Genomic DNA, 26,913 nt, shown 5'->3' on the forward strand with positions numbered 1-26,913 from the left:
TTGTTTAGATGAGTAAGTTTACGCTTGCAGTTAATCATTAAAAAGCCCGAGCAGATAGCTCGGGCTTTTTGTATTGTTAGATAAGCTGCAGGCTTAATCTGCAGATTTTTCGTGGTAAATATGCACATCGCGTTGTGGGAAAGGAATACTGACTCCTTGTGCATCAAATTGCATTTTCACTTCGCGAGTAATGTCCCAATATACATCCCAGTAATCGAGGGGGGCAGCCCATGGGCGAACAATGAAATCCACTGATGACTCGCCAAGTGTATGTAGCTTAATCATAGGCTCAGGGAACTGTTTAACCTTAGGATGAGCCATCACGATATCTGTTAATATCTTTTCTGCTTTAGGGATGTCATCCCCATAACCGATACCAAATGTCATATCAACACGGCGCTCTTGCTCTACAGTGATGTTATTAATGGTGTCGCCCCAAATTTTATTATTTGGAATGATCAGTCTTTGGTTATCTAAGGTTTTCACCGTGGTCGATACAAGGCTCATATGGCTGACGCGACCCGTTACACCTGCTGCGTTAATTAGGTCACCGACATCATAGGGACGATAAATTAGAATCATCATGCCCGAAGCAAAGTTTGATAATGTATCTTGCAATGCAAAACCAATAATCACACCCGCGATACCAAAACCTGCGAGCAATGGTGCTAATTCAAACCCAAGCTGAGATAAGGCAATCAATAGACCTAAAGCATAAATCACATTGCCTGAAATCGAAGTAAAGAAGTCTTGCAGCAAAATGCTAAATTGCAACTTAGATGAGTTGACGGCTTTACGAACCACCTTTCTCACGAGTTTGGCAACCAAGCTGGTAAGGAAAATAATGATCAAGAAGATGACGATTTTAAACGTCATCCCTGCACCATTTTCCAAAGCTTGATTTTTAGCAATGGTCATCCATTCTTCGATAAGACTTGAGGCAACATCAAAGTTAAGAACGTCTTGAGTAATATCACCAGATACACTGAATAATGTTTGCTTGATTTGAGTCGTGTCTTGACCAAGAGCTTCGAGCATTTCGACCGCAACATTCAAGCTTGAGGTGTGCATTGCTAAGCGATCTTTGAGTAATGAAACCTTACTTTTCTGTTCAGCACTGACATCTGCTCCAGCATTAGATGCATCGGCTACCGCTTTTTTTAGCTGTGCTTGGGTGTAAGTGACTAAGCTTTCAAAGTAATCTGCTCTCAGCAACACTTCTGCTGTTAAAGCTGCTTCAGCATTATCAACACTGATATTCAGTAGTTTGCCCCAAGCGATAGTTTCGAGTTCAGCTTGTAGATAATGATCTCGGTCTTCTTCACGTTTGATAATTTGTTGCATAATGACTGCGTCATTATCTCCACCAAGCTCCAATTGGAGTTCAGTGGTTCTTTCATCGATGTATTGGCCGACTTTATCAAGAAAGATTAATTGCTTATTCACTTGCGGAACTAAGTAAGCTAAATCGGGTTCTGGCTGATTAACTAGCGTAGCGAGCTCTTGGCGTAATAAATTGGTTTTATGACGAATGCGATATTCACTGACATCTTTAAGCTCACCTTTAGCTGTTTTAAGCCAAGCGACATCAGTATCAATGGTGTTTTGTAATTGTTGAATTTTTTTGCTTGTTGCTGGTTCAACTTCAGCAGCAAAGCTATTACCAGAAAAGCTAATTAAGCTGATGAGACAGCAAATAACAAACAGAATTCTTGGCATGATTAACGTCCTGTAGAATGGTAGAACGCTAATGATAAGTTATTGGATGAAGTTTGACGATAATTTGCTAAACTTACGCACTTTTTATTTTTAGATAGGCTATCTATGGCTGCCTTACAGTGTGCACATTGCCACAAACCTATTTCGGTCAGTAAAGTTACTGGAACACGCGGCAAAGGGTTTTCGGCGCAAATACAATGTTATCATTGTCAGGCGTGGTTAGGACGTCATGGAATTCTAACGATACTAAAAGTGATTGGTTTTTATACTGCAGTAATCGCTGGTGTGACGGGGTATTTTGTCGAAGGATTAGCAAATATTATCACCCCCGTTATTATGCTATCGCTAATACTGACGGGGGTAACGCATTTGATGGACCACCTGCTGGTTATTGAAGCGCCTGAAGAAGACGGTAAACCAACAGATGAAATCAAATAATTAGTCTACAACTTGAACTTGGTTTTCTAGTGCTGCTTCAACATAATAAATACCACCAAGCACAACAACGCCAATGATGACCATTGTTATAATAATACCGATGTTGTCTTTGAGTAAATTCATCATAGTTAAATCCCCTGTCTTGGCTGACTAAGCTGCTATATATGGCTAATATTTTAGCGTTTTCAGCTTAAGCTAATCTTAAAATAGCATAACGATGAATGGCATAAGTTGCTATGGTGCGTCACGTTTTTTTATTTAAAGTGATTTGTAACACTCTATTGGTTGCTTTTTTTTGTAATCTTTTTAAGATAGCACTGATTTTTTAATCCAAGGATGAGTTTGGTGCATAGATTTAGACCAATAAAGCGCAGTGTTGTGGTATGGCTTTCAGCCATGCTAGTACTACTGTCGTTTGCGGCTTCTGCACATAACGTGATCCATGACCATGATTCATTAAGTACTAGTTGTACTTTATGTGTCCATCAGCATCAGTTTAATGCTGCACTTCCCTCAACTGAATTAAGCATCGCCATTGTTCGTCAGCACTTCGAGACTGTCACATACAACTGTCGAACTTATAGCAGTGTTCACCAATCGCTTTACCATAGCCGCGCGCCCCCTTTTTTCTCTTAATTTAACAACGTTAACCATAATTTTTTATTCGACTATCACAGATGATGGACGAAGACTTGTTGTATTTTGGAGATAAAATGTCTTATTTAAACAAACGCCTTTCTTTAGTTGCAGTTGCCTGCGCATTCGCTTCAACTCATGCTTTTGCTGAAGATTCTAGCTTAACAAACCCTAACATTAGTGCGGTTCTTGATGGTTTTTATCAGACTGGAGATCGTGGTTTCGGTGGGCGTGAAGAAGGCTTCGGTTTGGGCGAAACAGAGCTGGCGATTAGTGCAAACATTGATGACATGTTTTACGGAAAAGTGACCGCGATTTTAGAGTCGCACGACGGTGAAACTGAAATTGAATTAGAAGAAGCTTTTATTCAAACTATGGGGCTTCCTGCTGGTTTAGGTATTCGTGCTGGTCGCTTCCTATCTGATGTTGGTTACTTAAATAATCAGCATTTACATACTGATTCATTTGTTGACCGTCCAGGTGCTTATCGTGCGTTCATGGGTAATCATTATTTTGATGATGGTGTGCGTCTAACTTATGTTGCTCCGACTGATCTATATTGGACTATGGGTGTTGAAGTCTTTAAAGGCGACAAAATGCGCGCTGCTGATATGTATGAAGAGCATGAAGAAGAAGGGCATGACGAGGAAGAACATGAAGAGCATGGACCACGAGAGTATGACACTGTAGGTGTGTATTCTGCTTTTACTAAATTCGGTGGTGACATTGGTAATTCAAGCTCTTGGCAGGTTGGCTTAAGCTACTTATATAATGCCAATGGTAAGGTAATGGTCGTAGAGGGTGAAGAGGAAGAAGGTCATGCTGATGAAGAACATGATCATGAAGGCCACACTCATAGCGCATCTTACACGGGTGAAAATACTTACATCGCAGATTTTGTTTATAAATGGGCGCCAAACGGTAACTACAAATACCAACATTTAACAGTGAGTGGTGAATACTTCCGAGTGACGGATACTTTTTCGTTTGAAGAAGGCGACCATGGCCATGAAGAGGAAGATCATGATCATGAAGAGTCTCATGGCGATGATTATTTTGAAGGTTGGTACTTAAGTGGTGTTTATCAGTTCTCTCCTCATTGGTCTGCAGGTGTTCGTTACGGTGAAGTTGATACCTATGAACTTCATGGCGACCATTTAGATCCGCAAAAACTGAAAGAAACTGAATTAAGTTTAGCTTGGCATCACAGTCATTTCTCTACTGTCCGTCTACAATATACTAATCAAAAAGGTACAAACTTTGATGGTTTTGAAGACGACAACATTGTCTCACTTCAGTATGTTATGACATTAGGAGCTCACGGTGCGCATCAATTCTAAAAAACTCATTGTGATGGGGGCGCTTTGTAGTGCCTTTTTGACAAGCGCGGCGAATGCCCAGTTAAATGTGTTTGCTTGTGAGCCTGAATATGCTGCCTTAGCGCAAGAGATTGCGCCAGAAGCTAAAATTTATTCAGCGACAAGTGCAATGCAAGATCCGCATTTGGTTCAGGCAAGACCTAGTTTGATCGCTAAGATGCGTCAAGCGGATCTTGTTGTATGTGCGGGAGCTGACCTTGAAATTGGTTGGTTACCTATGCTGCAAATGAAAGCATCGAATAATAAAGTGCGTTCAACCGATAACGGTTTATTCTACGCAGCTGAGCATATTGATACCTTAGATAAACTTGAATATGTTGATCGTTCTATGGGTGATGTTCACGCAAAGGGTAATCCACATCTGCACTTTGATCCTCGTAGAATGTTACAGGTGGCTAATGCATTGTCAGAAAAAATGACGGCATTAGACCCTGAAGGTGCTGCAGGTTATCAGGCAAAACTTACCGATTTCACCGATCGATGGCAACAAGCTATCCCTAAATGGGAAGAGCAAGCGGCGGGTTTGAAAGGTAAAAAGGTGATTGCGTACCATTCAAGCTTTCGTTACCTGTTTAACTGGCTAGGCATCGAACAAGTGGCAGACTTAGAACCTAAACCTGGCATTCCACCTAGTAGTAGCCATTTAGCAAAATTGGTTAATCGTAGCCAAGAAGGCGATGTGATGGCGATATTAGTGACATCTTATCAAGATGAACGCGGTGCTAATTGGCTGGGTGAACGCACGGACTTACCTGTGCTAATTCTGCCTATGTCAGTGGGTGGCAACAGTGATAGCACAGATTTGTTTAGCCTTTATGATAGCGTTATAACAATGCTTACAGAGGTTCAATAAACTTATGCTAGATCTCGATTTGCTACCTATTTTAATTCCTGCATTTGTTGCTGGCTTACTAGTACTGTCTACTCATGTTGTATTAGGTCGCCAAGTATTAAAACGTGGGATTATCTTTATTGATTTGGCCATTGCTCAAGTGGCTGCTTTAGGTGCAATCGTATCGCATATGGACCACAGTATTGAGGAACTCCCTTTTTCTCATGTGTGGATGCCTGCGTTATTTGCATTGGTGGGTGCAGGTTTTATTGCTTGGTTATCTAAAAGATTTGCTGATGAACTTGAAGCGATTATTGGTTGTTTTTATGTGCTGAGTGCGGTGGCAGCCATGTTGCTGCTATCGAATGATCCTCATGGTGCTGAGCTATTAAAACAGCTAATGTCGGGGCAAATATTATGGGTTAACTGGTCTCAGCTCGTCCTGCCAGCCATTGTTTCTGCCGCTATATTGGCGTTAATCGTGATGAAGCCACAAGTGTTAGACGGTGCAGGTTTTTACTTCCTGTTTGCCATTGTCATAACACTTTCGGTTGAATTGATTGGCGTCTACTTGGTCTTTAGTACCTTAATCCTTCCTGCCTTGGCACTGAATAAGTACCAAGGAAAAGGATTATTGGCACTTGCCTATGTGGTTGGATTTGTTGGATACATTGCAGGGCTTATACTTTCGGCCACTTATGATTTACCGAGTGGCGCCGCGATTGTAGCTGCGTTAGCTATGAGTGCGATTCTAATGCGAGTATTCCTGTCGATGAAGGCGTCAAAAACGGCTTCATCCCTAAGCAATTAAATACTCAAATCAGCAACACACTCAATAAAATCCGAGTCAAACTGTATAATTAATGATGCGTTAATGTTTAACGCATCATTAATTCATCTTGGCTGGTGTATAATCATTTAAGCTTACAATTGTAAACTGAAATCAAACAAATCATTGAGTCCAGCATCCGTGCTGGCTATACTGTCGCCACTTTCTTCGCAGGAGCCTGCTTGTGCTGTTAATTGCTCGTTCAATTATTCTTGCAGTGTTATTAACACTGGCGTTTTTTTTCGCAATCATCCTTTGTATTGTCAGACCAATGCATCGTGATAATGTCCATGTTATCGCTCGCATTTTTTCATCCGTTGCCCCAATCCTTGGCATTAAAGTTATTACTCGTCATGCAACAGAAGAAAACCCGAAAGAACCTAAAATCTATTTAGCGAATCATCAGAATAACTTTGATTTATTTACTCATACTTCAGCTGTTCCAAAAGCGACAGTGAGTTTAGGTAAGAAAAGTTTGGCGTGGATGCCGCTATTTGGGCAAATTTACTGGTTGTCAGGTAATATTCTGATTGACCGTAAAAATCGTCATAGTGCCTTTGATACCATGGCTAAAACAGTCGAGAAAATGAAAAACAAACTATTATCAGTTTGGATTTTCCCTGAAGGAACCCGTTCTCGTGGCCGTGGTTTATTGCCATTTAAAGTAGGTGCATTCCACACCGCTATCGCAGCTAAAGCATCAATAGTCCCAGTACTGGCGTCATGTCAAAACCACATTAAATTGAACCGTTGGAATAACGGTGTGGTGATTGTGGAAATGATGGCACCGATGTCGACTGCAAATGTGGATAAAAGTGATGTTAAAAAGCTTTGTGCTAAGGTGCATGAGGCAATGTCAAAGCGTTTAGCTGAATTAAATCAAGAAGCATCGGCATTAATGGCTAAACCTCAGTAGATTTATCACGTATAATTAGCGATTAGCCGCATTATTTTGTTAACGGAGTTACTCCATGTCTATTGAAGGTCTTTTAAAAGAGCAGTTTGCTGAGAACCGTGAAATTATCCAAGCTTTGCTTGCTGATGGTTCGCAAGCCGATGCCGAATACACGATTGAGCATCACTTTTCATCGACTAATTTTGACCGTTTAGAAAAAGCGGCGGTTGATGCATTTAAACTTGGTTTTGAAGTGAATGATGCTGAAGAGATGGAGCTAGAAGATGGCTCAATCATTTTCTGTTTTGATGCAATTGCTAATCACGCACTTGAAGCTGACTTGCTAGATAAAGCTTGTGAGCAACTGATGCTTTTAGCGCAAAAGCAAAAAGTGGATTATGACGGTTGGGGAACCTTCTTTGTCGGTGACGAAGATGAGCTTGATGAAGAACAAGATGAAGAAGATGAGTTTTAATTAACTTGTTTCTGAAAAATCATAAAAAGCCCACTCAAATGAGTGGGCTTTTTATTGATAACTATGGAGATATTCGCTTCTACTTGGTTTTATAAACCGAAGTTTGGTTACGGCCATTTTCCTTTGAAAGGTATAAGGCCTTGTCTGCTCCTGATAACCAACTAGCACTATTTTTGGTGTCTTCTGACAAGGAATTGACCCCAATACTGATGGTGACTTTGATGATTTGGTTCTTATAAACCACTTGTGATGATTCGACTTTTTTACGCAAGCGTTCAGTGAAGTATTTCGACTCGTCAGCACTGGTATTCGTTAGCACCACTGCAAACTCTTCACCACCATAACGTCCTGCAAAGTCAGTTTCACGTAAAGATTGTTTTAAGATATGGGCTATATTCTGAATGACTTTATCACCAGCAGGGTGACCATACTTATCGTTAATTTGTTTGAAATTATCGATATCAATCATAATCATGCTGCCGTTTTCACCATAACGCGCAAAGCGTTCATATTCTTTTTCAAAACACTCTTGCCAGTGACGACGGTTAAATAGTTGGGTTAAGCTGTCAGTCTGGCTGAGTTTTTCTAATTGCTCATTGGCCGCTTTGAGTTGTAGTTTATTAATCGCCACATCAGTCACGTCATAAACAATGATACTGATATGGGTTATGTTGCCGGTGAGCGAAGCCAAGGGCAGCAGGGTGATATTCTGATACATATGATCAGCACGACCTGTGATTGGGCGATAGTTTTTAAACTCAAAGACGTATGGGCGTTGTTCCCAGCTAATAAACGAGCGGTTTTTAAGTAAAAAAACCGATTCCATTTTTTGAGTTAGCCATTCATTAGGCAAATCTGGAAAAGTTTCAAATAGGTTTTTGCCTTTAATGGCATTAGGCGATACGCCACTATGGTTTTCCATAAACCCATTCCACAACTGGATGTTGTAATTACGATCTAATACGACCAAGCCAACCTCTATGGTTTGCACCATATCAATAAGCCAGTGAAGTTCGTTCATTGCATTTTGATCAGTAGACATGAGTTAACATCCAACTTTCTTTATTATTTTAATTATTTGCGAATGTGTTATTCGCTAAATAGGTTGATTAATCGAGCAAATAACCCAGCTTAAAGTTAAGCGTTGGGATGGAGTCTTCGGTAAATAGCAGTAATAAATCGCACTGGACATTGTGATCTTCAATTTGGTAATTGATTTCCATTGCTAAGGTGCGTTGCCACTTTTCTGAATTGTCGTGGATTAGCTCATTCACCGTGCAGTGACGTCCTAATACAACAGGATGTCCTTGGCTAAACTTCATATCTAATTGCTCAGAGATACCGTTAAGAAATGCACCAATAAGCACATTACCAGTGTCGATTAACACTTCGATCTCATTTGCAGTATCTTGTGGGTTTTTATGACCCATTAACTTGGCCATGTCTTCAAAGCTTGAATCATGAAATAACAGCAGAGCTTCACCAGCCACGCCTGCGCCAATAAAGCCTTGGCACAATGCTGATACTTTTGAACTTTCTTCAGTGGCTTTTAGTGCCATGGTCAGTTCACTGACTTCAAGGACATTTACGTTGGGGATAGGCAACATGACAAACACATCTAATAGGGTTGCCAATAAGTCTGCTGCGCGCCCCATAGCAACGTTGGCTATTTCTTGGCAAGCATCGCGTAAATCCACTTCAAACATCGGCGTGTCATTACCTGCATCTTTTAATGCTAAGGTCAGAATGCCGTACTCTTCGAGGATATTACTGATGGATTCGGCGCTGACAGGCTTTTGAATAAAATCTAATGCGCCTAGTGCTTTGACTCTTTCATGAGCTTTGATTTGGATATCACCTGACACCACGATGACCAATGCAGGCAAATCTTCTTTTTGAATGGCTTCTAATACTTCATATCCATCCATTACAGGCATATTGAGATCGAGAAATACGATCTCACCTTTGCCTGCACGGATAACCTCGAGTCCTTCAGCACCATTAGTGGCATAACTGATATCAACGTCCCATTCCTTGGGCAAGGTTCGCGCCATTTGCTTTCTGGCTAATCCTGAGTCATCGCATATCAAAATAGGAATAGTCATAGAGACAGATGATCCTTTAACGGGTTTTATTATTATTGAGTGTAGTTGATGATTTAACGTTTTGGTTAATTGCATTAAGCAACAGTAAGTTAGCTGCTGAAAAGTCTAAAACGTTACACCCTACATTTATTAAACATTATTTTACAACTTATTGCTGATGATTAGCATTAAAATTCGACAGTTTTTTGGCACTTATCGCAAAATTGTATCTTATATGACGCTTTTTTATGTTGGATTTGATGCTTGCGTATTCATTTGGTGTTTTTTGTGGGGTATTTCTGTTACTGCCTGTGTGTCTATTTGGTTAACTACTCGACAAGTGGAGGATTTATGTTAACTTGCAATCTGGACTGACCAGTAAAGGATGAACCATGGATAATAAACTCGTTGAGTTAAGGGTAGAAAATGGCGTTGCCCATGTCACACTCAATAGGCCTGATAAATACAACGCACTCAACATCGAGCTATTTCAAGCTATTGATAAAACCATAAAAAAATTACACAAAAATAAAGCGGTTAGAGTGGTTATTTTATCGGGTGCAGAAGGAAACTTTAGTTCTGGCTTGGACGTGAAAAGTGTGTCGAAATCTGTGATGCCTGCGCTGAAATTATTATTCAAGTGGCTACCTGGTAATGCTAATTTGGCACAGAGAGTCTCTCTTGGCTGGCAACAGTTACCCATTCCTGTTATCGCTGTTATTGAAGGTTTTTGTTATGGCGGTGGCGTGCAGATAGCGTTAGGCGCTGATTTTAGGTTTGCGAGTAAAGATGCGCAACTGTCGATAATGGAGTCTAAATGGGGATTATTGCCTGATATGGCAGGTCTTGCAGGCTTAAGACAAATTATGCCAAAAGATAAAGCGCTACAACTGACGTATACCGCTGACATTATCACTGCAGATAAAGCACTCGAGTACGGATTAGTCACTGAAGTGTATGACGACCCACATCAACAAGCGCAATTGTTCGCTGACAAGTTAATGCAACGCTCGCCAGATACGAATGCTGCAGTCAAATTGAGTATTAACAAAAACTGGTCTGGTACATTACGTAGTTTGCTAAGCCGAGAGTCTTTAAGCCAAATCCGTTTATTGGTCGGCAAAAACCGCAGTATTGCAGGTCATCGAGAAATTAAAAAATCAGCAAAACCTTATCAGGACCGTCAATCCGGTTGGTAAGCGAGCTAACTCATTATCGTAAAATGGGTTGGTAGGTTTACCGACCAACCATTTTTCGAGCAAACCCTTCAATATGTTCTAACGCTTCATCCCACCCACCTTGATTGTTGAGATCAAGCTGTAATAAGTACTGACGATATCGATGACTTGTTTTCATTTGATTGGACTGTTTGCGTGCTTGTGTTTCAGCGATAGACTCGATGTTGCCATTCTCTGATTGTAAATCAAGAATTGGGAAATCCAGTTCAGCTAATTGTAATGGTATAGATAAATCACGGCTTTGCTCATCGATTAATTGTTCAAATTCTCGGTAAGGATTAATCACAACCAATAAGTCTGGTTGCTGCAGTTTGTCTTGATGGAGCAAATTAATCACCATCCCTGCACTGTCATCAGCGGCAATGATAATTCGCTTTCCTGGAAATTGTTCTCCAATTGCCTCAAGTTGAGCCAAACATTCATTGATAACATTCTGTTGGAAATTTCTAAGTTCTAATAATTGGCTGGAGCTGTACTTTGGTGTTATTTGATAGGCATTAAGTTCAAGCTGTTTCTCACCCGCTTTGGTGACTTGGTCAGCTGAAGTGGCAAAATTAGGGCGATACAGGCCTTCAGTGGGTTTAATACTGATACTTGCCCAGCCTTTTGATGGAATTTGTTGGCGTAAATAACGAATAATGCCACGTCCGCTGGCGTGAGTGTCGGTTGGCCCCACAAGAAAAACAGCACCGTGCTGTTTCTTACCTTGCCATGGCTTAACCAATACTTCGATTGTTTGATCTTGAACGGTAATCTGTTGCTTTTCGGCGTCACTAATCGGTATGAATACGCTGTCAGATAACAAACTCGCACTTAACAGTGTGCTATTAAAAAGGTCGTTACTGAGCGCATTTAATGAAAACAAGCTCGTTAGCGCGAGTAAACTTGAGAAAAATATTGTGCGGTAGTGAGCGCGTCGGATTAATTTCATTACGATTACTTATACAGTTTTTTGAAAGGCATATACAAAAAAGCCCCGTACTAATAAGAAGTTCAGGGCTTTTAGCGTTATGTTAGCAGTGTATTATACGTGGCTAACTAATACCATTCTAATAGCATCTAGCTGGAATTGACTGTCATCAATGTAGCTATTGAGCTCAGCCATTTGATTACGGATATAGTCTAACTCAGAATCACGAATGTTAGGGTTAACCGCTTTAAGTGCTTCTAAACGTGTTAATTCACCGTTTAATTGCAGCGTCATCTTGTCACGAGCTTGTTCAACTAATTCAGCTAAAGCCGCTTGAGCTTGCTCTTCACCTTTGGCCAGTAATGGATGCAAAATTGGTTGAGATGCATTGACAAGTTTACTGGCAATATGACGATTAACTGCACTAAGCTGCTTATCAAAGCTTGCATAATCCACTTTATCAGACAGGTTAAGACCATTTTTATCCAGCAACACGCGGATTGGTGTTGGCGGCATATAACGGTATAACTGCGATGATTTAGGGGCACTGACATCAGCCATGTAAATCAATTCTAAGAACAAGGTGCCAGCAGGTAAGGCTTTGTTTTTAAGCACTGCCACACTGGTGGTACCGGTTTCAGAGTCTGTGATTAAATCTAATGCCGTTTGTACTAGCGGATGCTCTTGCGAGATAAACGCAATATCATCACGAGACAATGCTGTTTCACGGTCAAACGTGACAGACACACCATCTTCAGGTAAGCCTGGGTAAGATGGGAACAGCATGTGTTCACTTGGGCGCAGTACGATAGAGTTCTCGCCGCGATCTTCTTGATCGACACCGATAATGTCCCATAAACGGATCACAGAGCCGATTAAATGAGTATCAGAGTCGCGTTCAGCTAAACGTTCAACGAGTTTCTTTGACTGCTCACCACCATGAGAGTTAATTTCTAATAACTTATCACGGCCTTGTTCCATCGCTTGCTTAAGCTCTTGGTAACGAGTTTGTGTGTGATTCAGTAATTGAGTCATTAACTCTGGGTCGGCATCGTTCAGCACCGCTGTTAATTCGTCAGCGAATTCAGAGTAAAGAATGTGGCCACTAGGGCAGGTTAACTCGAACGAGTTAAGCCCTTGATGGTACCAATTCATTAAGCGCTCTTGCGCGGTATCTTGTAGGTACGGCAAGTGAATTTGAATATCGTTTTGTTGACCAATACGATCTAATCGACCAATACGCTGTTCAAGTAAGTCAGGGTTTAGCGGCAAGTCAAACAACACAAGGTGACTTGCGAACTGGAAGTTACGTCCTTCTGAGCCAATTTCAGAACAAATCAGTGCCTGCGCACCGCCTTCTTCTTGAGCAAAGTAGGCGCCAGCTTTATCGCGCTCGATGATCGACATACCTTCATGGAATACCGTTGCTTGAATACCTTCGCGGGTACGTAATGCTTCTTCAAGGCTTAAAGCGGTTTCTGCTTGGCTCGCAATAATCAATACTTTTTTACTGCGGTGCTCTTTTAAAAAGTCGATTAACCAATCCACGCGGGGATCAAATTTCCACCAACTGGCACTTTCACTTTCAAAAGCTTGGTAAAGCTTTTCTGGGCTTAGGGACTGCTTGGCTTGATCTTGCGGTGATTTTTTAGAACCCATCATCGCATTCACACGCTCAGCAGTAACATATTCTTGCGGCATGGCTAATGGATGTGGATTAAAGAATCGTTTAGGGAAACCACTGACTGATGCGCGGCTATTTCGATAAAGAATTCGGCCAGTACCATGGCGATCAAGTAGCTCTTGCAATAACTCATCACGAGCAGCTTGTTTAACGTCATCAGCCACATCTTCAGCCTGAATAACATTAATGCTAGGCATAATGTCTTTTTCGCTCAGCAGCTCAGTTAAGCTGTTAATGGCGCTGTCTGCAAGCTTGGTGTTGGCAGTGAGAGCTTCGGCGGCCTCTGCCACACTTTGGTAGCTTTTTTCTTCTTCAAGAAAGGCTTCATAATCGTAGAAACGATCAGGGTCTAGTAAACGTAGACGTGCAAAATGGCTTTGATGACCAAGTTGATCAGGAGTTGCAGTAAGAAGTAACACACCTGGGACTTCTTCACTTAATGCTTCAACAATTTGATATGCACGGCTCGGCGCTGTTTCGCTCCACTCAAGGTGATGCGCTTCATCAACGACCATTAAATCCCAATCAGCATCAATAGCTTGTTCTAAGCGGCGTTTTTTACGCAACAGCTCAAGCGAACAAATGACTAATTGTTCAGTATAAAATGGATTGTCGTTATCAGCATAAGCCTCTACACAACGGTCTTCGTCGAAAATTGAGAACTTCAAATTAAAGCGACGCAGCATTTCGACTAACCACTGATGACGTAAAGTATCAGGTACGATAACCAAGATACGTTCAGCACGGCCAGTGAGCAGCTGTTGATGAATGATTAAACCTGCTTCAATGGTTTTACCTAAACCGACTTCATCAGCCAGTAATACGCGAGGCGCATAACGACGACCCACTTCATGGGCAATCCACTGTTGGTGTGGAATTAAACCTACACGTGGACCTTGCTGGCCAAGTAAGTCAGAGGTAGCCAATTTATGACGCAATAGCTGACTTTGGTAACGAATACCAAAACGCTCTAAACGGTCAATTTGACCTGCAAATAAACGATCTTGAGGTTTGTTAAAACGAATATTGTGGTTCAGCAGAGTTTCACGTAAACGAACACTTTCATTCGTTTCACTGTGAATGCCGATGTAGGTCACTAAACCATCTTTTTCTTCGACTTCATTGACGGTAAGTTTCCAGCCTTCATGGCTTTCAATTGAGTCACCTGGATTAAAAATTACACGAGTTAATGGGGCTTCATCGCGTGAAAACAGACGGTTTTCATCGGCGGCAGCAAACAGTACAGTGACCATGCGTCCTTCGACGGCGACAACAGTACCTAAACCAAGTTCTGACTCGGTATCACTAATCCAGCGTTGACCTAAAGCAAACGGCATTTTTTACTCTCATTCGGGGCTGATTAAAACAAAGGGCGCGTATGTTATAACAAACGCTGCTAGATTTAAATTCTAGCAGCGATTTAAATATTCATGATCGACAATTTTATTTAGCTAAGTCTGAATTTGCCACATTATTGTCATCTAAATGACATCTTTATTCCCCTAAACTGACCTAGTAAACATCCGATTAACTATTGAGAGTTAATAGATTTGCTGGCATAGTTTAATTGTGCACTGATAGAGATTATCTATCGCTGTAAGTTTATTATATTTTTAATATCAGGAGTTTAAATTGGATTAATCCCTTAGTTACCCCTTTGCATTGAGCACTCTGGAGGCGCCATGGAACATAACGACAGAAAGTTGTTTGTACTGGATACCAATGTGTTACTGCATGAACCTTTAGCGATATATTCGTTTAAGGAACATGATGTAATCATCCCAATGACAGTGTTAGAAGAGTTAGACAATATTAAGGACAGAAAGCACGACATCAGTCGTGATGCGCGAGTCGCCATTAGGGCATTAGAGGATATCCTCGGAGGAAAGACCTCACCAGAACAAATCCTTAACGGTGTATCACTCCCTGCTCGCGAAGGTCATTTAGACGTTTCAGGCAGTTTATCCATTTTCCCAGACCATCAAATCGATTTTACAGCAGGCGATCTGCCCGGTGATAACAACGATAACCGCATCATTAACACCGCTCTGCATCTGCAAAAAACTCACTCACCCCGTCAAGTCGTGTTAGTCACCAAAGACATCAACATGCGCCTAAAAGCCAAGGGTGCGGGCATTGAAAGGGTTGAAGATTATCGAACCGATCAATTAATTGACGACATTCGCTTTCTTGCCAAAGGGTTTTATCAATTTGAAGGTGATTTCTGGGGCAATGTTGACAAGGTTTCTACAGATCGCGTCGCCGGAAAAACCGTTCACCAAGTGAATATTTCAGAAGTGGGTAACGAGCCATTTTATAAAAACCAATATTTAATTGATGAAGCCACTGAATTTTGCGGCAAGGTCGCAAGTCGCACCGAAACCCACCTTAATATTATTGATTATGGTCGTGACCGACTTGAGCATTTGCAGGCGTGGGGGATTAAACCAAAGAATATTTATCAAGGTATGGCGCTTAATGCCTTACTCGATCCTGAAATTGATTTAGTTATTCTTACAGGGCCCGCTGGTTGCGGTAAAACCTTAATTGCCATGGCTGCAGCACTTGAGTTAGTGGTTGAGAAAAAACAATACGAGAAGGTTATTGTCACTCGTAACACGCCTGAAATTGCCGAGTCTATTGGTTTTTTACCTGGCACAGAAGAAGAGAAAATGGCGCCGTGGCTGGCAGCGATTACCGATACCCTCGAAGTACTACACAAAAATGATGTTAACCCGACTGGCAGCATGAACTACATTATGGAAAAGGCCAACGTGCAGTTTAAGTCGATTAACTTTATGCGGGGCCGCTCGATTCAGGACTCAGTGGTCATTTTAGATGAATGTCAAAATCTGACGGCATCACAAATTAAAACCATGATCACCCGAATGGGCGAGGGCACTAAGTTAGTGTGCTGTGGTAATTTATCGCAAATTGACTCAACCTATTTGACTGCGGTGACTTCAGGGCTGACCTACATTGTGGAACGCTTTAAAGACTTTGATGGTAGTGCCAATATTTACCTAAATGGCGTGGTGCGCTCACGCTTGGCTGAATTTGCTGAGGAGCATTTATAGCTAGTAGCTAGTAGCTAGTAGTAAGTGTGAATTGATGATAAAGGTATCAACTCACAAATCATTAAGCCATCGGTTTTCATCGATGGCTTTTTTGAACATTCGATTAGCATCAATTGATCAGAGCCAATTGATTAGTATCAACTGACTTGTGAGCTAATTTACAGGCATAAAAAAACACTGATGATCTAGGGTCTGTTGACCTTTCAAGGTTGTTTTTGCAGCGAGTTGTTGGCCATTTATACAAGGCAGAGACTTTGTAGTGTAGTTATTCTACATAAAAAGTCGATAACGCAGTAAAAATGGCCAACAAACGCTGCCCAAGGGGGTCGACTAAAAGCGTTTTACTCTTTGTTGGATGAATTTTGCTTAGATGACTAGGCATCAACTCATCCGCCTCGATTAAAGCGCTTTTATTTCGAACAAAAATTAACCGGCAAAGGTCAACAGACCCTAGCATGCAAATAGAACAATCAGTGTTGAGTTGTCTGCTGATGAATCAGGCTAGCGCTGAGGGAACAGCATTGTTTTTATTGTTAATTTTTACTCATATTAGGCTACGTGAGCCACTGCTTCTTTAACTAAACGACCAATTTCTTCCCATTGACCTGCAGCAATCATTTTCGGCGGTAACATCCAAGTACCACCACAAGCTAGTACCGCTGGAATCGCTAAATATTGATCGACATTCGATAAACTTACGCCACCAGTAGGCATGAATGACACTGGGTAAACAGCCGTTAATGCTTTAAGCATTGGGATCCCGCCAGATGGTTCTGCTGGGAAGAACTTAACAGTCTTAAGGCCCATTTCCATCGCTTGTTCAACCAAACTTGGGCTATTCACACCAGGAATGATGGGAATGTTTTTATCTAAGCAGTACTGCACGACTTTTGGATTAAAACCAGGACTAACGATGAAGTCCACACCTGAATCGATAGCATCATCAACTTGCTCAGGGGTTAAGATAGTTCCAGCACCAATCAACATATCTGGAAAAGCTTCACGCATATTACGGATAGCTTGTGATGCACAAGCAGTTCTGTAAGTCACTTCGGCACAGTTCATGCCGTTTTCGACCAGCGCTTTTCCGAGTGGTACAGCGTCATCAGCATTTTCAATTGCGATAACAGGGATAACTTTTAATTGTGATAGTTGTTCGTTTAATGTCGGCACAGTATTTCTCACTTCTTACTCATTATTTAATAGGCTTAAATCAGGCTCAAATTTAGCCCAAACTAGGCATAGCATCTGGATGTATAATCGCACCTGCATGTTGGATGACAGTGCCAGCAAGTAAGTGACCTGCTTTGGCTGCTTGTTCTGTCGTGCCACCGGTTAATCTTTTCGCAAGGTATCCTGCGCTAAAAGAGTCGCCAGCTGCAGTAGTATCAACTACGTTTTCTACAAACGTCGCCGCAACACTGATCCTTGAATCTGGGGTGATCACCAAGCAAGGCTCACTGCCCAGTTTGACAACGATTTCAGATACGCCAAGGTTTGAGGTGCGCTCAATACATTGTTCAACATCAGTGTCACCATATAGCGCTTGTTCATCTTCAAAGGTTAAACAAGCAATGTCAGTGAATGACAACATTGTTTTGTAACTTGCTATAGCTTGAGCTTTATCTTGCCAAAGCTGTGGACGGTAATTATTGTCAAAAATAACCTTGCCGCCTGCTTCTTTAAATTGCTCAAGCACACTGAATAAAGTTTTACGGCTTTCACTGGTTAAAATAGCCAGTGAAATACCACTTAAATACAGATAATCAAAATCGATCAAAGACGCTGCCAGCTTTTTGCTGTCAGCTTGCTCAAATAAGTACTTCGCAGCGGCATCATTACGCCAGTAATAAAAAGAGCGTTCGCCGCAATCATCAGTTTCAATGTAATAAAGACCTGGCTGCTTGTTTTCAACATGCAATACATAATCAGTATTGATGCCTTCAGCCTGCCAAGTGTCTTTCATGGAAGTACTAAAAGGGTCATGACCTAACGCAGTAACATAATGGGTCGCTAAATTGGCACCTTGGGTAAGGCGCGCTAAATACAAAGCGGTATTTAACGTGTCTCCACCAAAGTTTTGCGCCAGCAATTCGCCTGATGGCCTTAGCTCAACCATGCATTCGCCAATAATCGCAATTTTTTGATTTTTCATATTCCAGTGCCTATTTAGAGGTTAAGTTACTTAAGGAAGTCTTCTCTTGAAGGCGAGAAAACATCGACCAGAATACTGTCTTCTTCTAGTGCTACTACGCCGTGCTCAAAATGTTTACGCGCAATAAATGCATCACCCGCATTAAGAATTTTTTTCTCACCATTAATTTGAGCTTCAAAGCTACCTTTCACTACATAACCAATTTGATCATGAATTTCGTGAGTGTGCGGGGTACCAATAGCACCTTTTCCAAAGCAAAGGTGAACCACCATTAAATCATCCGTGAAGCCTACAATTTTACGCTTAATCCCTTCACCGACTTCTTCCCATGGATGCTCATCTGCTTTAAAAAATATATTCATTGTGTTTCTCCGAAGCGTTTTAAATATTGCTAATCATCAATATTTAGTTATCATAATGCTTACTTTTGATTTGTAATACAATATGTTTTTATTTGTGTGAGCTAAATCAACTATTCTTTATTGGGCGAATTATAAGATATTTATCCGTAAAACGCTGTATAGCTTGAATATGGCCATTTGATTGCGAATGTGATCAAGTTCATTTTTCTGATAGGATTAGATATATCTATGACGCATATTGTATTACTTTATGTGCAGCTCTTAAATTTCATGACTGTAAAAAGGTGACAAAACCTATGGCAACGCAACCAATATTGCTTACTGAAGCCGAGATTTCGCTGTTAAGTAAAGAAGTAGGTCGTTCAAGCTTGATGGGAAAGACCATCGCGGCTAACCAGAAAGACGTCGATGCATTTATGCAACTGCCTATAGATATTCCTGGGCATGGTGAAGCAGGTGGCTATGAGCACAACCGTCATAAGCAGAACTACACTTACATGAATTTGGCCGGTCGTTTATTTTTGATCACTAAACAGCAAAAGTACGCTGATTTTGTTATTGAAGTTTTAGAGCAATACGCAGATAAATACCTTACTTTTGATTTTCATGTTCAAAAGAATACCAATCCAACAGGTCGTTTATTTCATCAAATTCTTAACGAGCATTGCTGGTTGTTCTACACCAGTATTGCTTATTCTTGTGTCGTTTCTGAAATGACTCAAGCTCAACAAGAACGTATCAAAGAACGCATTTTTGAACCTATGCTAGATATGTTCACTGTAAAATATGCCCATGATTTTGACCGCATTCATAATCATGGCATATGGGCTGTAGCCGCAGTGGGGATATGTGGCTTAGCCATTGGTAAGCGTGAATACCTAGAGCACGCTGTATATGGTTTAGACCGTGATGACACCGGTGGATTCTTAGCGCAAATATCACAATTGTTTGCGCCATCGGGCTACTATATGGAAGGCCCTTACTACCATCGCTACGCTATTCGCCCAACTTGTGTGTTTGCTGAAGTATTACATCGTCATATGCCAGAAGTGGATATTTACAGCTACAAAGACGGCGTGATTGGCAACACAGTGCAGGCGTTATTATCAACGGCTTATCCTAATGGTGAATTCCCAGCATTGAATGATGCTTCTCGTACCATGGGGATTACCGATATGGGCGTTCAAGTGGCAGTCAGTGTTTATAGCAAACATTACGGGCTTGACGACAATTTATTAGGCATGGCGAAAATTCAAGATGCTGTGTGGATGCACCCATGTGGCTTAGCATTATCGCAAGCATTTGAACAAGCGACCCAAGAACGTGAAATTGGCATGCCATTCTGGCCGAGTGTAGAGCTTAACGAAGGCGCTGAAGGCCAAAGTGGCGCACAAGGTTTTATCCGTATGCAGGATAAAAAACAAGATGTATTCCAGTTGGTGATGAATTACGGCCAACACGGTATGGGTCATGGCAACTTCGATACTTTAGGTATTACTTACTTTAACCGTGGCCAAGAAGTATTACGTGAATACGGTTTTGGTCGCTGGGTTAACGTTGAGCCTAAATTTGGTGGCCGTTACTTAGACGAAAACAAATCTTATGCTCGCCAAACGATAGCCCATAACCTGGTCACGATTGACGAAACTTGCCAAAACTACTTTGACGTTAAGCGCGCAGATGGGGTTCATGGTATCCCTCACTTCTTCGCTATCGACAGCGACAACATTAAAGGCATGAGCGCATTTGCCAATGACCATTACGATGGTTTCGACATGCAGCGCAGCGTATTTATGTTGAACATTGAAGAACTTGAAGCCCCGCTTTTATTAGATCTTTATCGCGTAACGGGTGAAGGTGAACATCAGTATGATTACTCACATCAATATGATGGCCAGATTATCCGTACTAACTTCGATTACACCACTCATCAAGAACTCGACACCCTTGGTGATAAAGATGGTTACCAGCATTTATGGCACGTTGCAGATGGCAAAGTAAATGACACTGCATTGGTTAGCTGGTTGCAAAACCATAATTATTACACTTGGTTAGGCACAAGCTCTAACGACAATGATCAAGTCATCTTTACCCGCACAGGGGCAAATGACCCAAGCTTTAATTTACGCAGCGAGCCAGCGTTTACGCTACGCAGCAAAGGTAGCAACACGTTATTTGCTTCGGTATTAGAAACTCACGGTTATTTCAACGAAGAGTTTGAGCAATCAGTTAGTGCTCGTGGCCAAGTGAAAAATATTAAGGTTGTTGACCACAATGAAGTGGGATCAGTCGTAGAGATTGAAACCGCTAACAGTGTCGTTACAGTGATGATCAGCAACCAAGCTGATGCGACTAGAACCACTGAGCATCATCTAGATATCAACGGTCAAACTTATACTTGGACAGGGTTTTACGCTGTATCAAGCCAAGCGACAGTGCAGGAGAAGTAACATGAGTTATCAGCCATTATTAATCAGCTTTGATGAAGCAATTGAGCTACGTAAAGAGCTGGGTCAAGATACGCTTCTTGGCAATGCATTGAGCCGTGATATTAAACAAACAGACAGCTATATGGCCGAAGTGGGCATTGAAGTGCCAGGCCATGGTGAAGGTGGTGGTTATGAGCATAACCGTCATAAGCAAAACTATATCCATATGGATCTTGCTGGCCGTTTGTTCTTAATCACTGAAGACACTAAATACCGTGATTACATTGTTGATATGCTCACAGCATACGCGACCGTGTACCCAACACTTGAAAGCAACGTCAGTAAAGATTCTAACCCACCGGGTAAGCTGTTCCACCAGACGTTAAACGAAAATATGTGGATGCTTTACGCATCTTGCGCGTATAGCTGTATTTACCACACATTAACTGACGATCAAAAACGCTTAATTGAAGATGATCTTTTGAAGCAAATGATCGAAATGTTTGTGGTGACTTACGCTCATGACTTCGACATCGTTCATAATCATGGCCTATGGGCTGTGGCTGCTGTAGGTATTTGTGGTTATGCCATTAATGACCAAGAATCAGTGGATAAAGCGTTATATGGCTTAAAGCTTGATAAAGTTAGCGGTGGTTTCTTAGCGCAATTAGACCAATTGTTCTCGCCTGATGGCTATTACATGGAAGGGCCTTATTATCACCGCTTCTCACTGCGTCCAATTTACTTGTTTGCAGAAGCGATTGAACGTCGTCAGCCTGATATTGGCATTTACCAGTTCAATGACTCAGTGATTAAAACCACGTCTTATGCAGTATTTAAAACCGCATTCCCAGACGGTTCTTTACCTGCATTAAACGATTCATCGAAAACGATTTCGATTAACGATGAAGGCGTGATCATGGCAACATCTGTATGTTTCCATCGTTACGAGCAAACTGAAACCTTACTCGGTATGGCGAATCATCAGCAAGATGTGTGGGTTCACTCTTCAGGACAAACCTTGTCTACGGCAGTGGCTAACGCTGACGATATCAAGCCGTTTAACTGGGGCAGTTTATTCGTTACTGATGGCCCAGAAGGCGAAAAAGGTGGCGTGAGTATTTTACGTCATCGTGATGCGAAAGATGATGACACTATGGCACTGATTTGGTTTGGCCAGCACGGCAGTGATCATCAATATCACTCGGCGCTGGATCATGGCCATTATGACGGTTTACATTTAAGTGTATTTAATCGCGGTCATGAAGTGTTAAACGACTACGGCTTTGGCCGTTGGGTTAACGTTGAGCCAAAATTTGGCGGCCGTTATATCCCAGAGAACAAATCATATTGTAAGCAGACCGTTGCGCACAACACAGTGACAGTTGACCAGAAAACCCAAAACAACTTTGATACTGCCACAGCTGAATCTAAGTTTGGCCAAAAGCACTTCTTTGTTGCGGATAACCCAGCATTGCAAGGCATGAGTGGCGTTATCAGCGATTATTACGACGGCATTACCATGCAACGTAGTGTGATATTGGCTGAGCTCGAAGAGTTTGAAAAACCATTAGTCATTGATGTTTACTTGATTGAAGCTGATGCTGAGCACCAATACGATTTGCCGGTTCATTATAGTGGTCAAATCATTAGAACTGACTTTGACTACGACGTGGAAAGCAAACTACGTCCATTAGGCAAAGACAATGGTTATGAGCACTTGTGGAATGTCGGTTCAGGTAAAGTTGAAGCAAGCGCATTAGTGACCTGGTTACATGACAGCAGCTACTACAGTTTAGTTACTAGCGCAGTTGAGCACAGTGAAGTGATTTTTGCGCGCACAGGTGCCAATGATCCTGACTTTAATATGCGTAGCGAGCCTGCGTTAATTATGCGTCAATCAGGCAAAAACCATGTGTTTGCCTCGGTACTTGAAACCCACGGTTACTTTAACGAGTCAACTGAAGCATCATTGAATGCGCGTGGCGAAGTTAAGTCAGTTAACGTGATGGGCCATGACGACATTGGTACCGTCATTCGTATTGAAACGATTAAAGGTAATGACTACTACTTTGCAATTTCAAACGAAGAAGAAGCCAAGCATGCTGAAACCCGCACCGTGAAGTTTGATTCTCACTACTACACTTGGACTGGGGCATTTGCTCAAGTCGAGCCTACAGATGTAGAGCCAGCGTAAACGGCTGTTATTTGATAGCTTTAAAGCAGCTTAAGCAGCAGCTTAAAAAACAGTTTATTTAAGCAAGTTTATCTTAGTCATAAATGGGAAGCAGTTGCTTCCCATTTTTATTGGGCGTATTTCAGGGTATCCAAGGCCATCATTAAGATTTTGAGTTAAAGGGATGCAATGAATAACTCTAGTAAGACTGAACCATAAACTATGTGATAAATGTAACTTGTGATAAATGAAAAGTTTGATAAATAAAAATAATCATTTTAATAAAATCTAATAATTTTTATTTATTAATGGTTGGGCTTAATATTACCTCATCGAAACAGAACATGGTTTCACTAATAGAATTTGAGGTAAGTTATGAGAATGAATCACGTCGGTATTATGGTCGGTGACATGGACCAAGCGGTTGAGTTTTACACTAAAGCTTTAGATATGAAGGTTGTCATGGGCAACACTAAAGTGAAAGAAGAACGTGAAACGGCTATCGGTAGAATGTGTATCGCGGTATTTGGTGAAGGCTTTAAAGGTTTTAACATTGCTCACTTACTTACATCAGATGGCATTGGTTTTGAGCTTTTTGAAATGAAAGATCGTCAAGAGCGTCACGAAGTAGACTTCTCACGCATTGGTATATTCCATTTTTGTTTGCAAACTGATGATTTTCACGGTGTTATCAAACGCACTCAAGCGCTTGGCGGTAAAGTCCGTATGGACATCATGCGTTACCATCCAGAAAGTGATAACAACACTGCACAAATGGTTTATCTAGAAGACCCATTTGGAAACTTATTCGAATTATACTCGCACACGTATGAAGAAACATACGCAGCTGATTACGAGTAATACTTATACTGCAAAAAGGGGCTAACTGAGAAGTTAGCCCCTTTGTTTTATCTGTTTGTCCCGTACAGAGGTAAGCTTAAACCTAGAATTCAGATTAATAACTGAGCTTTTCAGCATCGTGATGACTAAACTCTTTGACCGCTTTTCTGGCTAAAAATCGAAATGGAAACGCTTTAATGATTTCTTCAAAAGGTTGAATTGCAAATGCCCAAAATATTGATGCATCAAAGTACAAGATAAGCAGGGCGCATAAAGGGATTGATATGAGCCACTGACCCGTAAAGTTAATCTTAAATACCGCAGTAGTATGCCCCATTGCTCTGAGCACATGCCCATGTACTGTGTTGTATCCGCGAACCAAAGGCAAAATAATATAAATTGGCGCAATAATGGCTAACGCCTGATAGGTTTCGTCTGCCATATCAGGGTATATATCGGCAATCCAAAAACTTAAAATGAAGAAAAAGCCCATGGTCATCAGTGAAATTGCCACAGCAAGATTAATGCTGATATTCACATTATCTTCTAAATCATGCAGCTTCTTTGAACCAATGGCCTGGCTGATTGAAATGGCAGAAGAGTGGGCCCAGGCTGTAATAAATTGCCCACCTGCTCGCATCCAAGGCAAGACTAAGGTGATGGCTACGTAAGCGTTAATTGATAGCTGCGAGTAAAGTAACTGATAAACACTGACACCAATAGACAGCATGGTGACATTGGCTGCAACAGGAAAAATTTCCATAAAATGTTTGCGCGCATTGATCAGTGCTTCATGAATATTCAATGCAAGCTTTAACGAGATATTATCTAACGTGGAAACGCACAGAGCGAGGTAAATAAAGCGCACGAAAATAGCCACTAAACTACCCACAGCAGCGCCGACAACGCCAAGCTCTGGGGTGAATGCTGTGCCGTATATGAAAGCGTATGACAAAACTGCATTAATAGGGAGCTCAATCAAATAGCCTTTAAACGCGATTTTTGTTTTGCCCAAGCTATTAAAGAGGGCAATACAAACTTGGGTTACAGCGTTAAAGAGCACCACATACTTGGCGACACTTAAGTAGCGCAGTACTTCAGCCTGTAAGGCGACATCTTGGGTAATTAGCGCGACTATAGATTCTTCAAATAACAGAAGTACAGACCAAAACAGTAATGCGACAGAGAAATTGATACTCATGCCAGACCAGCATGATTTAGTCAGTGCCAGGGCGTTTTTAGAACCAACGGCACGGCTCATAACCAGTTGCGATCCATTGGCCAATGCCATTTGAATGCCCATGATAAACGCCACAATGGTGGTGGCTATTCCCATTGCTGCCAACGGGATTTCACCCAGTGGTGATACTAATAGGGTGTCTATCATCAGCATTGACTGCATCAACAGGGCGTTTAATGCTAAAGGCCAAGCTAAGGCAATGTTATTGCGAACATATTGGTTATGAATATAGCGATTAATGAACTGCATGTTCACCTTTCATTATTATCGAGTTTGTCATTCATTCTTCCTTGAACTAGGGCTTCTGTACTTGGTACTTCAGTTTGCAGTTAACTGATAGCAACCTCACTTTTTAAGCAGAAGCCTTAGTAAATATTAAGCAGTAGGGACCTCAGAGAACCTTTGATTGTCATCGCGTAATAATTCCTGACAATAACTGCGTGCTTGGTCGGCATCACCAGACATAATCGAGTCATAAATGCCTTTGTGTTCGTTAATACAAAAGCGGCCACCTTCAGCTGAGTGATCGATAAACAACTTAAAGATGGTGGTTAATATATTGCCGAAAGGAATATAAAACTGATTATCTGTCGATAAGTAGATCGTTTGGTGGAACAAGTGATCGTTAATGGTCCATTGCTCATAATCAAACTCTTCAGCAGCTTTAATCATATTTTGCATTAATACCGACATCTGCTTACGTTGTTCAATTGTGGCGTAGCTGGCTGCCAGTGCACAGGCTTCGGGCTCAATGGCTTTACGTAATCCTAAAAACTTACTTAAGAACACTTCAGTATTTTCAAGTCCTTGAATCCAGTCTAATAACTGTGGGTCAAGAAAATGCCAATTTGCACGCGCCCTTACCGTCGTACCCACTTTAGGACGTGACTCAATCAAGCCTTTGGCCGATAGCAATTTAGTTGATTCACGTAATGCTGTGCGGCTAACGCCGAACATTTCACATAAATCCATTTCACAAGGAAGTCTCTGCAAAGGCTCAATCTCGCCTGACAAAATTTTACGCGCAATTTGTCTAGCAACTTGCACATGGACTCGTCTGCTTGAATCTTCTACTTGTATGAACATGATCTTGCGATCCTTTTTAAAATGAAAATTGGCTCAAAATATCGATGAGATCAGAACACTTCTAAGCCACATGAGTTGTAGTGCAGTGGGTTTAATGCTCATCATAGATAGTTATAAAATGGTATTACGTATCAGCGACATTTGCCTGTTGGCTCATGGCTAAAAAGGCTGTTATGGAACGGGGTATTCGCAGAACTTGATAAGCATCAAATCATGTATATACCTTTACAATTGAATGAGTGTTTACAGTCGGAATCGCAGATTATTTGCTTATCATGTAAGCAAATAAAGGTAAGCGTTTCACTCATTCTGAGACTCCTTACACTCACCATTTCCTGTTGTATTATACTACAATATACCGTGTTTTTATAAAACCTGTTTATGTTACCAATGGGTGTTAAAAGCTGTTTAGACTCACATATATGAATA

General features: G+C 41.4%; 23 protein-coding genes. 12 read left to right on the top strand and 11 right to left on the bottom strand.

What is annotated here, in order from left to right; translation table 11 throughout:
• Nucleotides 1–93 precede the first annotated feature (93 nt).
• On the bottom strand, nucleotides 94–1,719 hold the full coding sequence (locus Q4600_RS06760; RefSeq protein WP_303514810.1) for a mechanosensitive ion channel family protein: 1,626 nt from the start codon (nucleotides 1,717–1,719) through the stop codon (nucleotides 94–96).
• A gap of 105 nt (nucleotides 1,720–1,824) precedes the next feature.
• Here Q4600_RS06760 and Q4600_RS06765 point away from each other — a divergent pair, with 105 nt between their 5' ends.
• The gene (locus tag Q4600_RS06765; protein ID WP_229371291.1) at nucleotides 1,825–2,157 is read left to right on the top strand and encodes a hypothetical protein; all 333 of its coding nucleotides are present in this window, start codon (nucleotides 1,825–1,827) and stop codon (nucleotides 2,155–2,157) included.
• Here Q4600_RS06765 and Q4600_RS06770 read toward each other — a convergent pair whose 3' ends face one another.
• The gene (locus Q4600_RS06770) at nucleotides 2,158–2,283 is read right to left on the bottom strand and encodes a hypothetical protein (protein ID WP_303514808.1); all 126 of its coding nucleotides are present in this window, start codon (nucleotides 2,281–2,283) and stop codon (nucleotides 2,158–2,160) included. It lies immediately after the preceding gene.
• A 219-nt stretch (nucleotides 2,284–2,502) separates the two neighbouring features.
• Between Q4600_RS06770 and Q4600_RS06775 the strand changes: the two genes are divergently transcribed.
• The 6 genes from Q4600_RS06775 (at nucleotide 2,503) to rraB (ending at nucleotide 7,203) form a co-directional block, all read left to right on the top strand.
• A complete protein-coding gene (locus Q4600_RS06775) occupies nucleotides 2,503–2,793 on the top strand; it encodes an ABC-type zinc uptake system zinc chaperone (protein WP_229371293.1) in 291 nt (96 codons plus the stop codon).
• 77 nt (nucleotides 2,794–2,870) lie between these two features.
• Nucleotides 2,871–4,133: a hypothetical protein gene (locus tag Q4600_RS06780; protein ID WP_303514806.1), complete on the top strand. Its 1,263-nt coding sequence runs from the start codon at nucleotides 2,871–2,873 to the stop codon at nucleotides 4,131–4,133.
• 13 nt (nucleotides 4,134–4,146) lie between these two features.
• Nucleotides 4,147–5,025, top strand: a complete 879-nt coding sequence (locus Q4600_RS06785; RefSeq protein WP_303514880.1) for a metal ABC transporter solute-binding protein, Zn/Mn family — start codon at nucleotides 4,147–4,149, stop codon at nucleotides 5,023–5,025.
• A gap of 4 nt (nucleotides 5,026–5,029) precedes the next feature.
• Nucleotides 5,030–5,815 (top strand): metal ABC transporter permease, encoded by a 786-nt coding sequence (locus Q4600_RS06790; protein ID WP_102526635.1) that lies wholly within the window; start codon nucleotides 5,030–5,032, stop codon nucleotides 5,813–5,815.
• A 202-nt stretch (nucleotides 5,816–6,017) separates the two neighbouring features.
• The gene (locus tag Q4600_RS06795; RefSeq protein WP_229371297.1) at nucleotides 6,018–6,749 is read left to right on the top strand and encodes a 1-acylglycerol-3-phosphate O-acyltransferase; all 732 of its coding nucleotides are present in this window, start codon (nucleotides 6,018–6,020) and stop codon (nucleotides 6,747–6,749) included.
• Nucleotides 6,750–6,804: 55 nt separating this feature from the next.
• A complete protein-coding gene (rraB, locus tag Q4600_RS06800) occupies nucleotides 6,805–7,203 on the top strand; it encodes a ribonuclease E inhibitor RraB (RefSeq protein WP_102526633.1) in 399 nt (132 codons plus the stop codon).
• A gap of 79 nt (nucleotides 7,204–7,282) precedes the next feature.
• Here rraB and Q4600_RS06805 read toward each other — a convergent pair whose 3' ends face one another.
• A complete protein-coding gene (locus tag Q4600_RS06805) occupies nucleotides 7,283–8,245 on the bottom strand; it encodes a sensor domain-containing diguanylate cyclase (protein WP_102526632.1) in 963 nt (320 codons plus the stop codon).
• 67 nt (nucleotides 8,246–8,312) lie between these two features.
• The gene (locus Q4600_RS06810; RefSeq protein ID WP_102526631.1) at nucleotides 8,313–9,308 is read right to left on the bottom strand and encodes a response regulator; all 996 of its coding nucleotides are present in this window, start codon (nucleotides 9,306–9,308) and stop codon (nucleotides 8,313–8,315) included.
• A 371-nt stretch (nucleotides 9,309–9,679) separates the two neighbouring features.
• Between Q4600_RS06810 and Q4600_RS06815 the strand changes: the two genes are divergently transcribed.
• Nucleotides 9,680–10,486: a crotonase/enoyl-CoA hydratase family protein gene (locus Q4600_RS06815; protein WP_102526630.1), complete on the top strand. Its 807-nt coding sequence runs from the start codon at nucleotides 9,680–9,682 to the stop codon at nucleotides 10,484–10,486.
• Nucleotides 10,487–10,523: 37 nt separating this feature from the next.
• Here Q4600_RS06815 and Q4600_RS06820 read toward each other — a convergent pair whose 3' ends face one another.
• Both Q4600_RS06820 and rapA read right to left on the bottom strand, forming a co-directional pair.
• The gene (locus Q4600_RS06820; protein ID WP_303514798.1) at nucleotides 10,524–11,456 is read right to left on the bottom strand and encodes a DUF3530 family protein; all 933 of its coding nucleotides are present in this window, start codon (nucleotides 11,454–11,456) and stop codon (nucleotides 10,524–10,526) included.
• Nucleotides 11,457–11,549: 93 nt separating this feature from the next.
• Nucleotides 11,550–14,456: an RNA polymerase-associated protein RapA gene (gene rapA / locus Q4600_RS06825; protein WP_102526628.1), complete on the bottom strand. Its 2,907-nt coding sequence runs from the start codon at nucleotides 14,454–14,456 to the stop codon at nucleotides 11,550–11,552.
• 345 nt (nucleotides 14,457–14,801) lie between these two features.
• Here rapA and Q4600_RS06830 point away from each other — a divergent pair, with 345 nt between their 5' ends.
• Entirely contained in the window at nucleotides 14,802–16,196 is a 1,395-nt protein-coding gene (locus Q4600_RS06830) for a PhoH family protein (RefSeq protein WP_102526627.1), read from the top strand.
• A gap of 549 nt (nucleotides 16,197–16,745) precedes the next feature.
• On the opposite strand, the gene Q4600_RS06840 is transcribed toward Q4600_RS06830, so the two are convergent.
• The 3 genes from Q4600_RS06840 to Q4600_RS06850 are packed head-to-tail and all read right to left on the bottom strand — an operon-like array spanning nucleotide 16,746 to nucleotide 18,713.
• The gene (locus Q4600_RS06840) at nucleotides 16,746–17,381 is read right to left on the bottom strand and encodes a bifunctional 4-hydroxy-2-oxoglutarate aldolase/2-dehydro-3-deoxy-phosphogluconate aldolase (RefSeq protein WP_229368469.1); all 636 of its coding nucleotides are present in this window, start codon (nucleotides 17,379–17,381) and stop codon (nucleotides 16,746–16,748) included.
• A gap of 40 nt (nucleotides 17,382–17,421) precedes the next feature.
• Nucleotides 17,422–18,351 (bottom strand): sugar kinase, encoded by a 930-nt coding sequence (locus tag Q4600_RS06845; RefSeq protein WP_303514792.1) that lies wholly within the window; start codon nucleotides 18,349–18,351, stop codon nucleotides 17,422–17,424.
• Between the two features lie 26 nt (nucleotides 18,352–18,377).
• Nucleotides 18,378–18,713 (bottom strand): cupin domain-containing protein, encoded by a 336-nt coding sequence (locus tag Q4600_RS06850; RefSeq protein WP_102526625.1) that lies wholly within the window; start codon nucleotides 18,711–18,713, stop codon nucleotides 18,378–18,380.
• A 296-nt stretch (nucleotides 18,714–19,009) separates the two neighbouring features.
• Here Q4600_RS06850 and Q4600_RS06855 point away from each other — a divergent pair, with 296 nt between their 5' ends.
• From Q4600_RS06855 to Q4600_RS06865, 3 genes are all read left to right on the top strand, one after another.
• Entirely contained in the window at nucleotides 19,010–21,163 is a 2,154-nt protein-coding gene (locus Q4600_RS06855) for a heparinase II/III family protein (RefSeq protein ID WP_303514788.1), read from the top strand.
• A 1-nt stretch (nucleotide 21,164) separates the two neighbouring features.
• Nucleotides 21,165–23,339 carry a heparinase II/III family protein gene (locus Q4600_RS06860; protein WP_303514786.1) on the top strand — a complete coding sequence of 725 codons (2,175 nt, stop codon included), beginning with the start codon at nucleotides 21,165–21,167 and terminating at the stop codon, nucleotides 23,337–23,339.
• Between the two features lie 354 nt (nucleotides 23,340–23,693).
• The gene (locus Q4600_RS06865; RefSeq protein WP_303514784.1) at nucleotides 23,694–24,179 is read left to right on the top strand and encodes a VOC family protein; all 486 of its coding nucleotides are present in this window, start codon (nucleotides 23,694–23,696) and stop codon (nucleotides 24,177–24,179) included.
• A gap of 94 nt (nucleotides 24,180–24,273) precedes the next feature.
• On the opposite strand, the gene Q4600_RS06870 is transcribed toward Q4600_RS06865, so the two are convergent.
• Together Q4600_RS06870 and Q4600_RS06875 are read right to left on the bottom strand one after the other, a co-directional pair.
• Nucleotides 24,274–25,647 (bottom strand): MATE family efflux transporter, encoded by a 1,374-nt coding sequence (locus Q4600_RS06870; protein WP_102526621.1) that lies wholly within the window; start codon nucleotides 25,645–25,647, stop codon nucleotides 24,274–24,276.
• Between the two features lie 126 nt (nucleotides 25,648–25,773).
• Nucleotides 25,774–26,484 carry a FadR/GntR family transcriptional regulator gene (locus Q4600_RS06875; protein ID WP_102526620.1) on the bottom strand — a complete coding sequence of 237 codons (711 nt, stop codon included), beginning with the start codon at nucleotides 26,482–26,484 and terminating at the stop codon, nucleotides 25,774–25,776.
• Between the last annotated feature and the right edge of the window lie 429 nt (nucleotides 26,485–26,913).

Origin of the sequence: Shewanella sp. 2_MG-2023 (assembly GCF_030548905.1) — a bacterium.
In the GTDB taxonomy this organism is placed as follows: Bacteria; Pseudomonadota; Gammaproteobacteria; order Enterobacterales; family Shewanellaceae; genus Shewanella; species Shewanella electrodiphila.

Bases quoted from the DNA above. Each gene is read 5' to 3' on its own strand.
- rraB (WP_102526633.1), top strand. From the start codon at position 6,805: ATGTCTATTGAAGGTCTTTTAAAAGAGCAGTTTGCTGAGAACCGTGAA.
- Q4600_RS06850 (WP_102526625.1), bottom strand. From the start codon at position 18,713: ATGAATATATTTTTTAAAGCAGATGAGCATCCATGGGAAGAAGTCGGT.
- Q4600_RS06845 (WP_303514792.1), bottom strand. From the start codon at position 18,351: ATGAAAAATCAAAAAATTGCGATTATTGGCGAATGCATGGTTGAGCTA.
- Q4600_RS06770 (WP_303514808.1), bottom strand. From the start codon at position 2,283: ATGATGAATTTACTCAAAGACAACATCGGTATTATTATAACAATGGTC.
- Q4600_RS06830 (WP_102526627.1), top strand. From the start codon at position 14,802: ATGGAACATAACGACAGAAAGTTGTTTGTACTGGATACCAATGTGTTA.
- Q4600_RS06780 (WP_303514806.1), top strand. From the start codon at position 2,871: ATGTCTTATTTAAACAAACGCCTTTCTTTAGTTGCAGTTGCCTGCGCA.
- Q4600_RS06785 (WP_303514880.1), top strand. From the start codon at position 4,147: ATGGGGGCGCTTTGTAGTGCCTTTTTGACAAGCGCGGCGAATGCCCAG.
- Q4600_RS06805 (WP_102526632.1), bottom strand. From the start codon at position 8,245: ATGTCTACTGATCAAAATGCAATGAACGAACTTCACTGGCTTATTGAT.
- Q4600_RS06875 (WP_102526620.1), bottom strand. From the start codon at position 26,484: ATGTTCATACAAGTAGAAGATTCAAGCAGACGAGTCCATGTGCAAGTT.
- Q4600_RS06860 (WP_303514786.1), top strand. From the start codon at position 21,165: ATGAGTTATCAGCCATTATTAATCAGCTTTGATGAAGCAATTGAGCTA.
- Q4600_RS06790 (WP_102526635.1), top strand. From the start codon at position 5,030: ATGCTAGATCTCGATTTGCTACCTATTTTAATTCCTGCATTTGTTGCT.
- Q4600_RS06815 (WP_102526630.1), top strand. From the start codon at position 9,680: ATGGATAATAAACTCGTTGAGTTAAGGGTAGAAAATGGCGTTGCCCAT.
- Q4600_RS06820 (WP_303514798.1), bottom strand. From the start codon at position 11,456: ATGAAATTAATCCGACGCGCTCACTACCGCACAATATTTTTCTCAAGT.
- Q4600_RS06865 (WP_303514784.1), top strand. From the start codon at position 23,694: ATGAGAATGAATCACGTCGGTATTATGGTCGGTGACATGGACCAAGCG.
- Q4600_RS06765 (WP_229371291.1), top strand. From the start codon at position 1,825: ATGGCTGCCTTACAGTGTGCACATTGCCACAAACCTATTTCGGTCAGT.
- Q4600_RS06810 (WP_102526631.1), bottom strand. From the start codon at position 9,308: ATGACTATTCCTATTTTGATATGCGATGACTCAGGATTAGCCAGAAAG.
- rapA (WP_102526628.1), bottom strand. From the start codon at position 14,456: ATGCCGTTTGCTTTAGGTCAACGCTGGATTAGTGATACCGAGTCAGAA.
- Q4600_RS06760 (WP_303514810.1), bottom strand. From the start codon at position 1,719: ATGCCAAGAATTCTGTTTGTTATTTGCTGTCTCATCAGCTTAATTAGC.
- Q4600_RS06870 (WP_102526621.1), bottom strand. From the start codon at position 25,647: ATGCAGTTCATTAATCGCTATATTCATAACCAATATGTTCGCAATAAC.
- Q4600_RS06855 (WP_303514788.1), top strand. From the start codon at position 19,010: ATGGCAACGCAACCAATATTGCTTACTGAAGCCGAGATTTCGCTGTTA.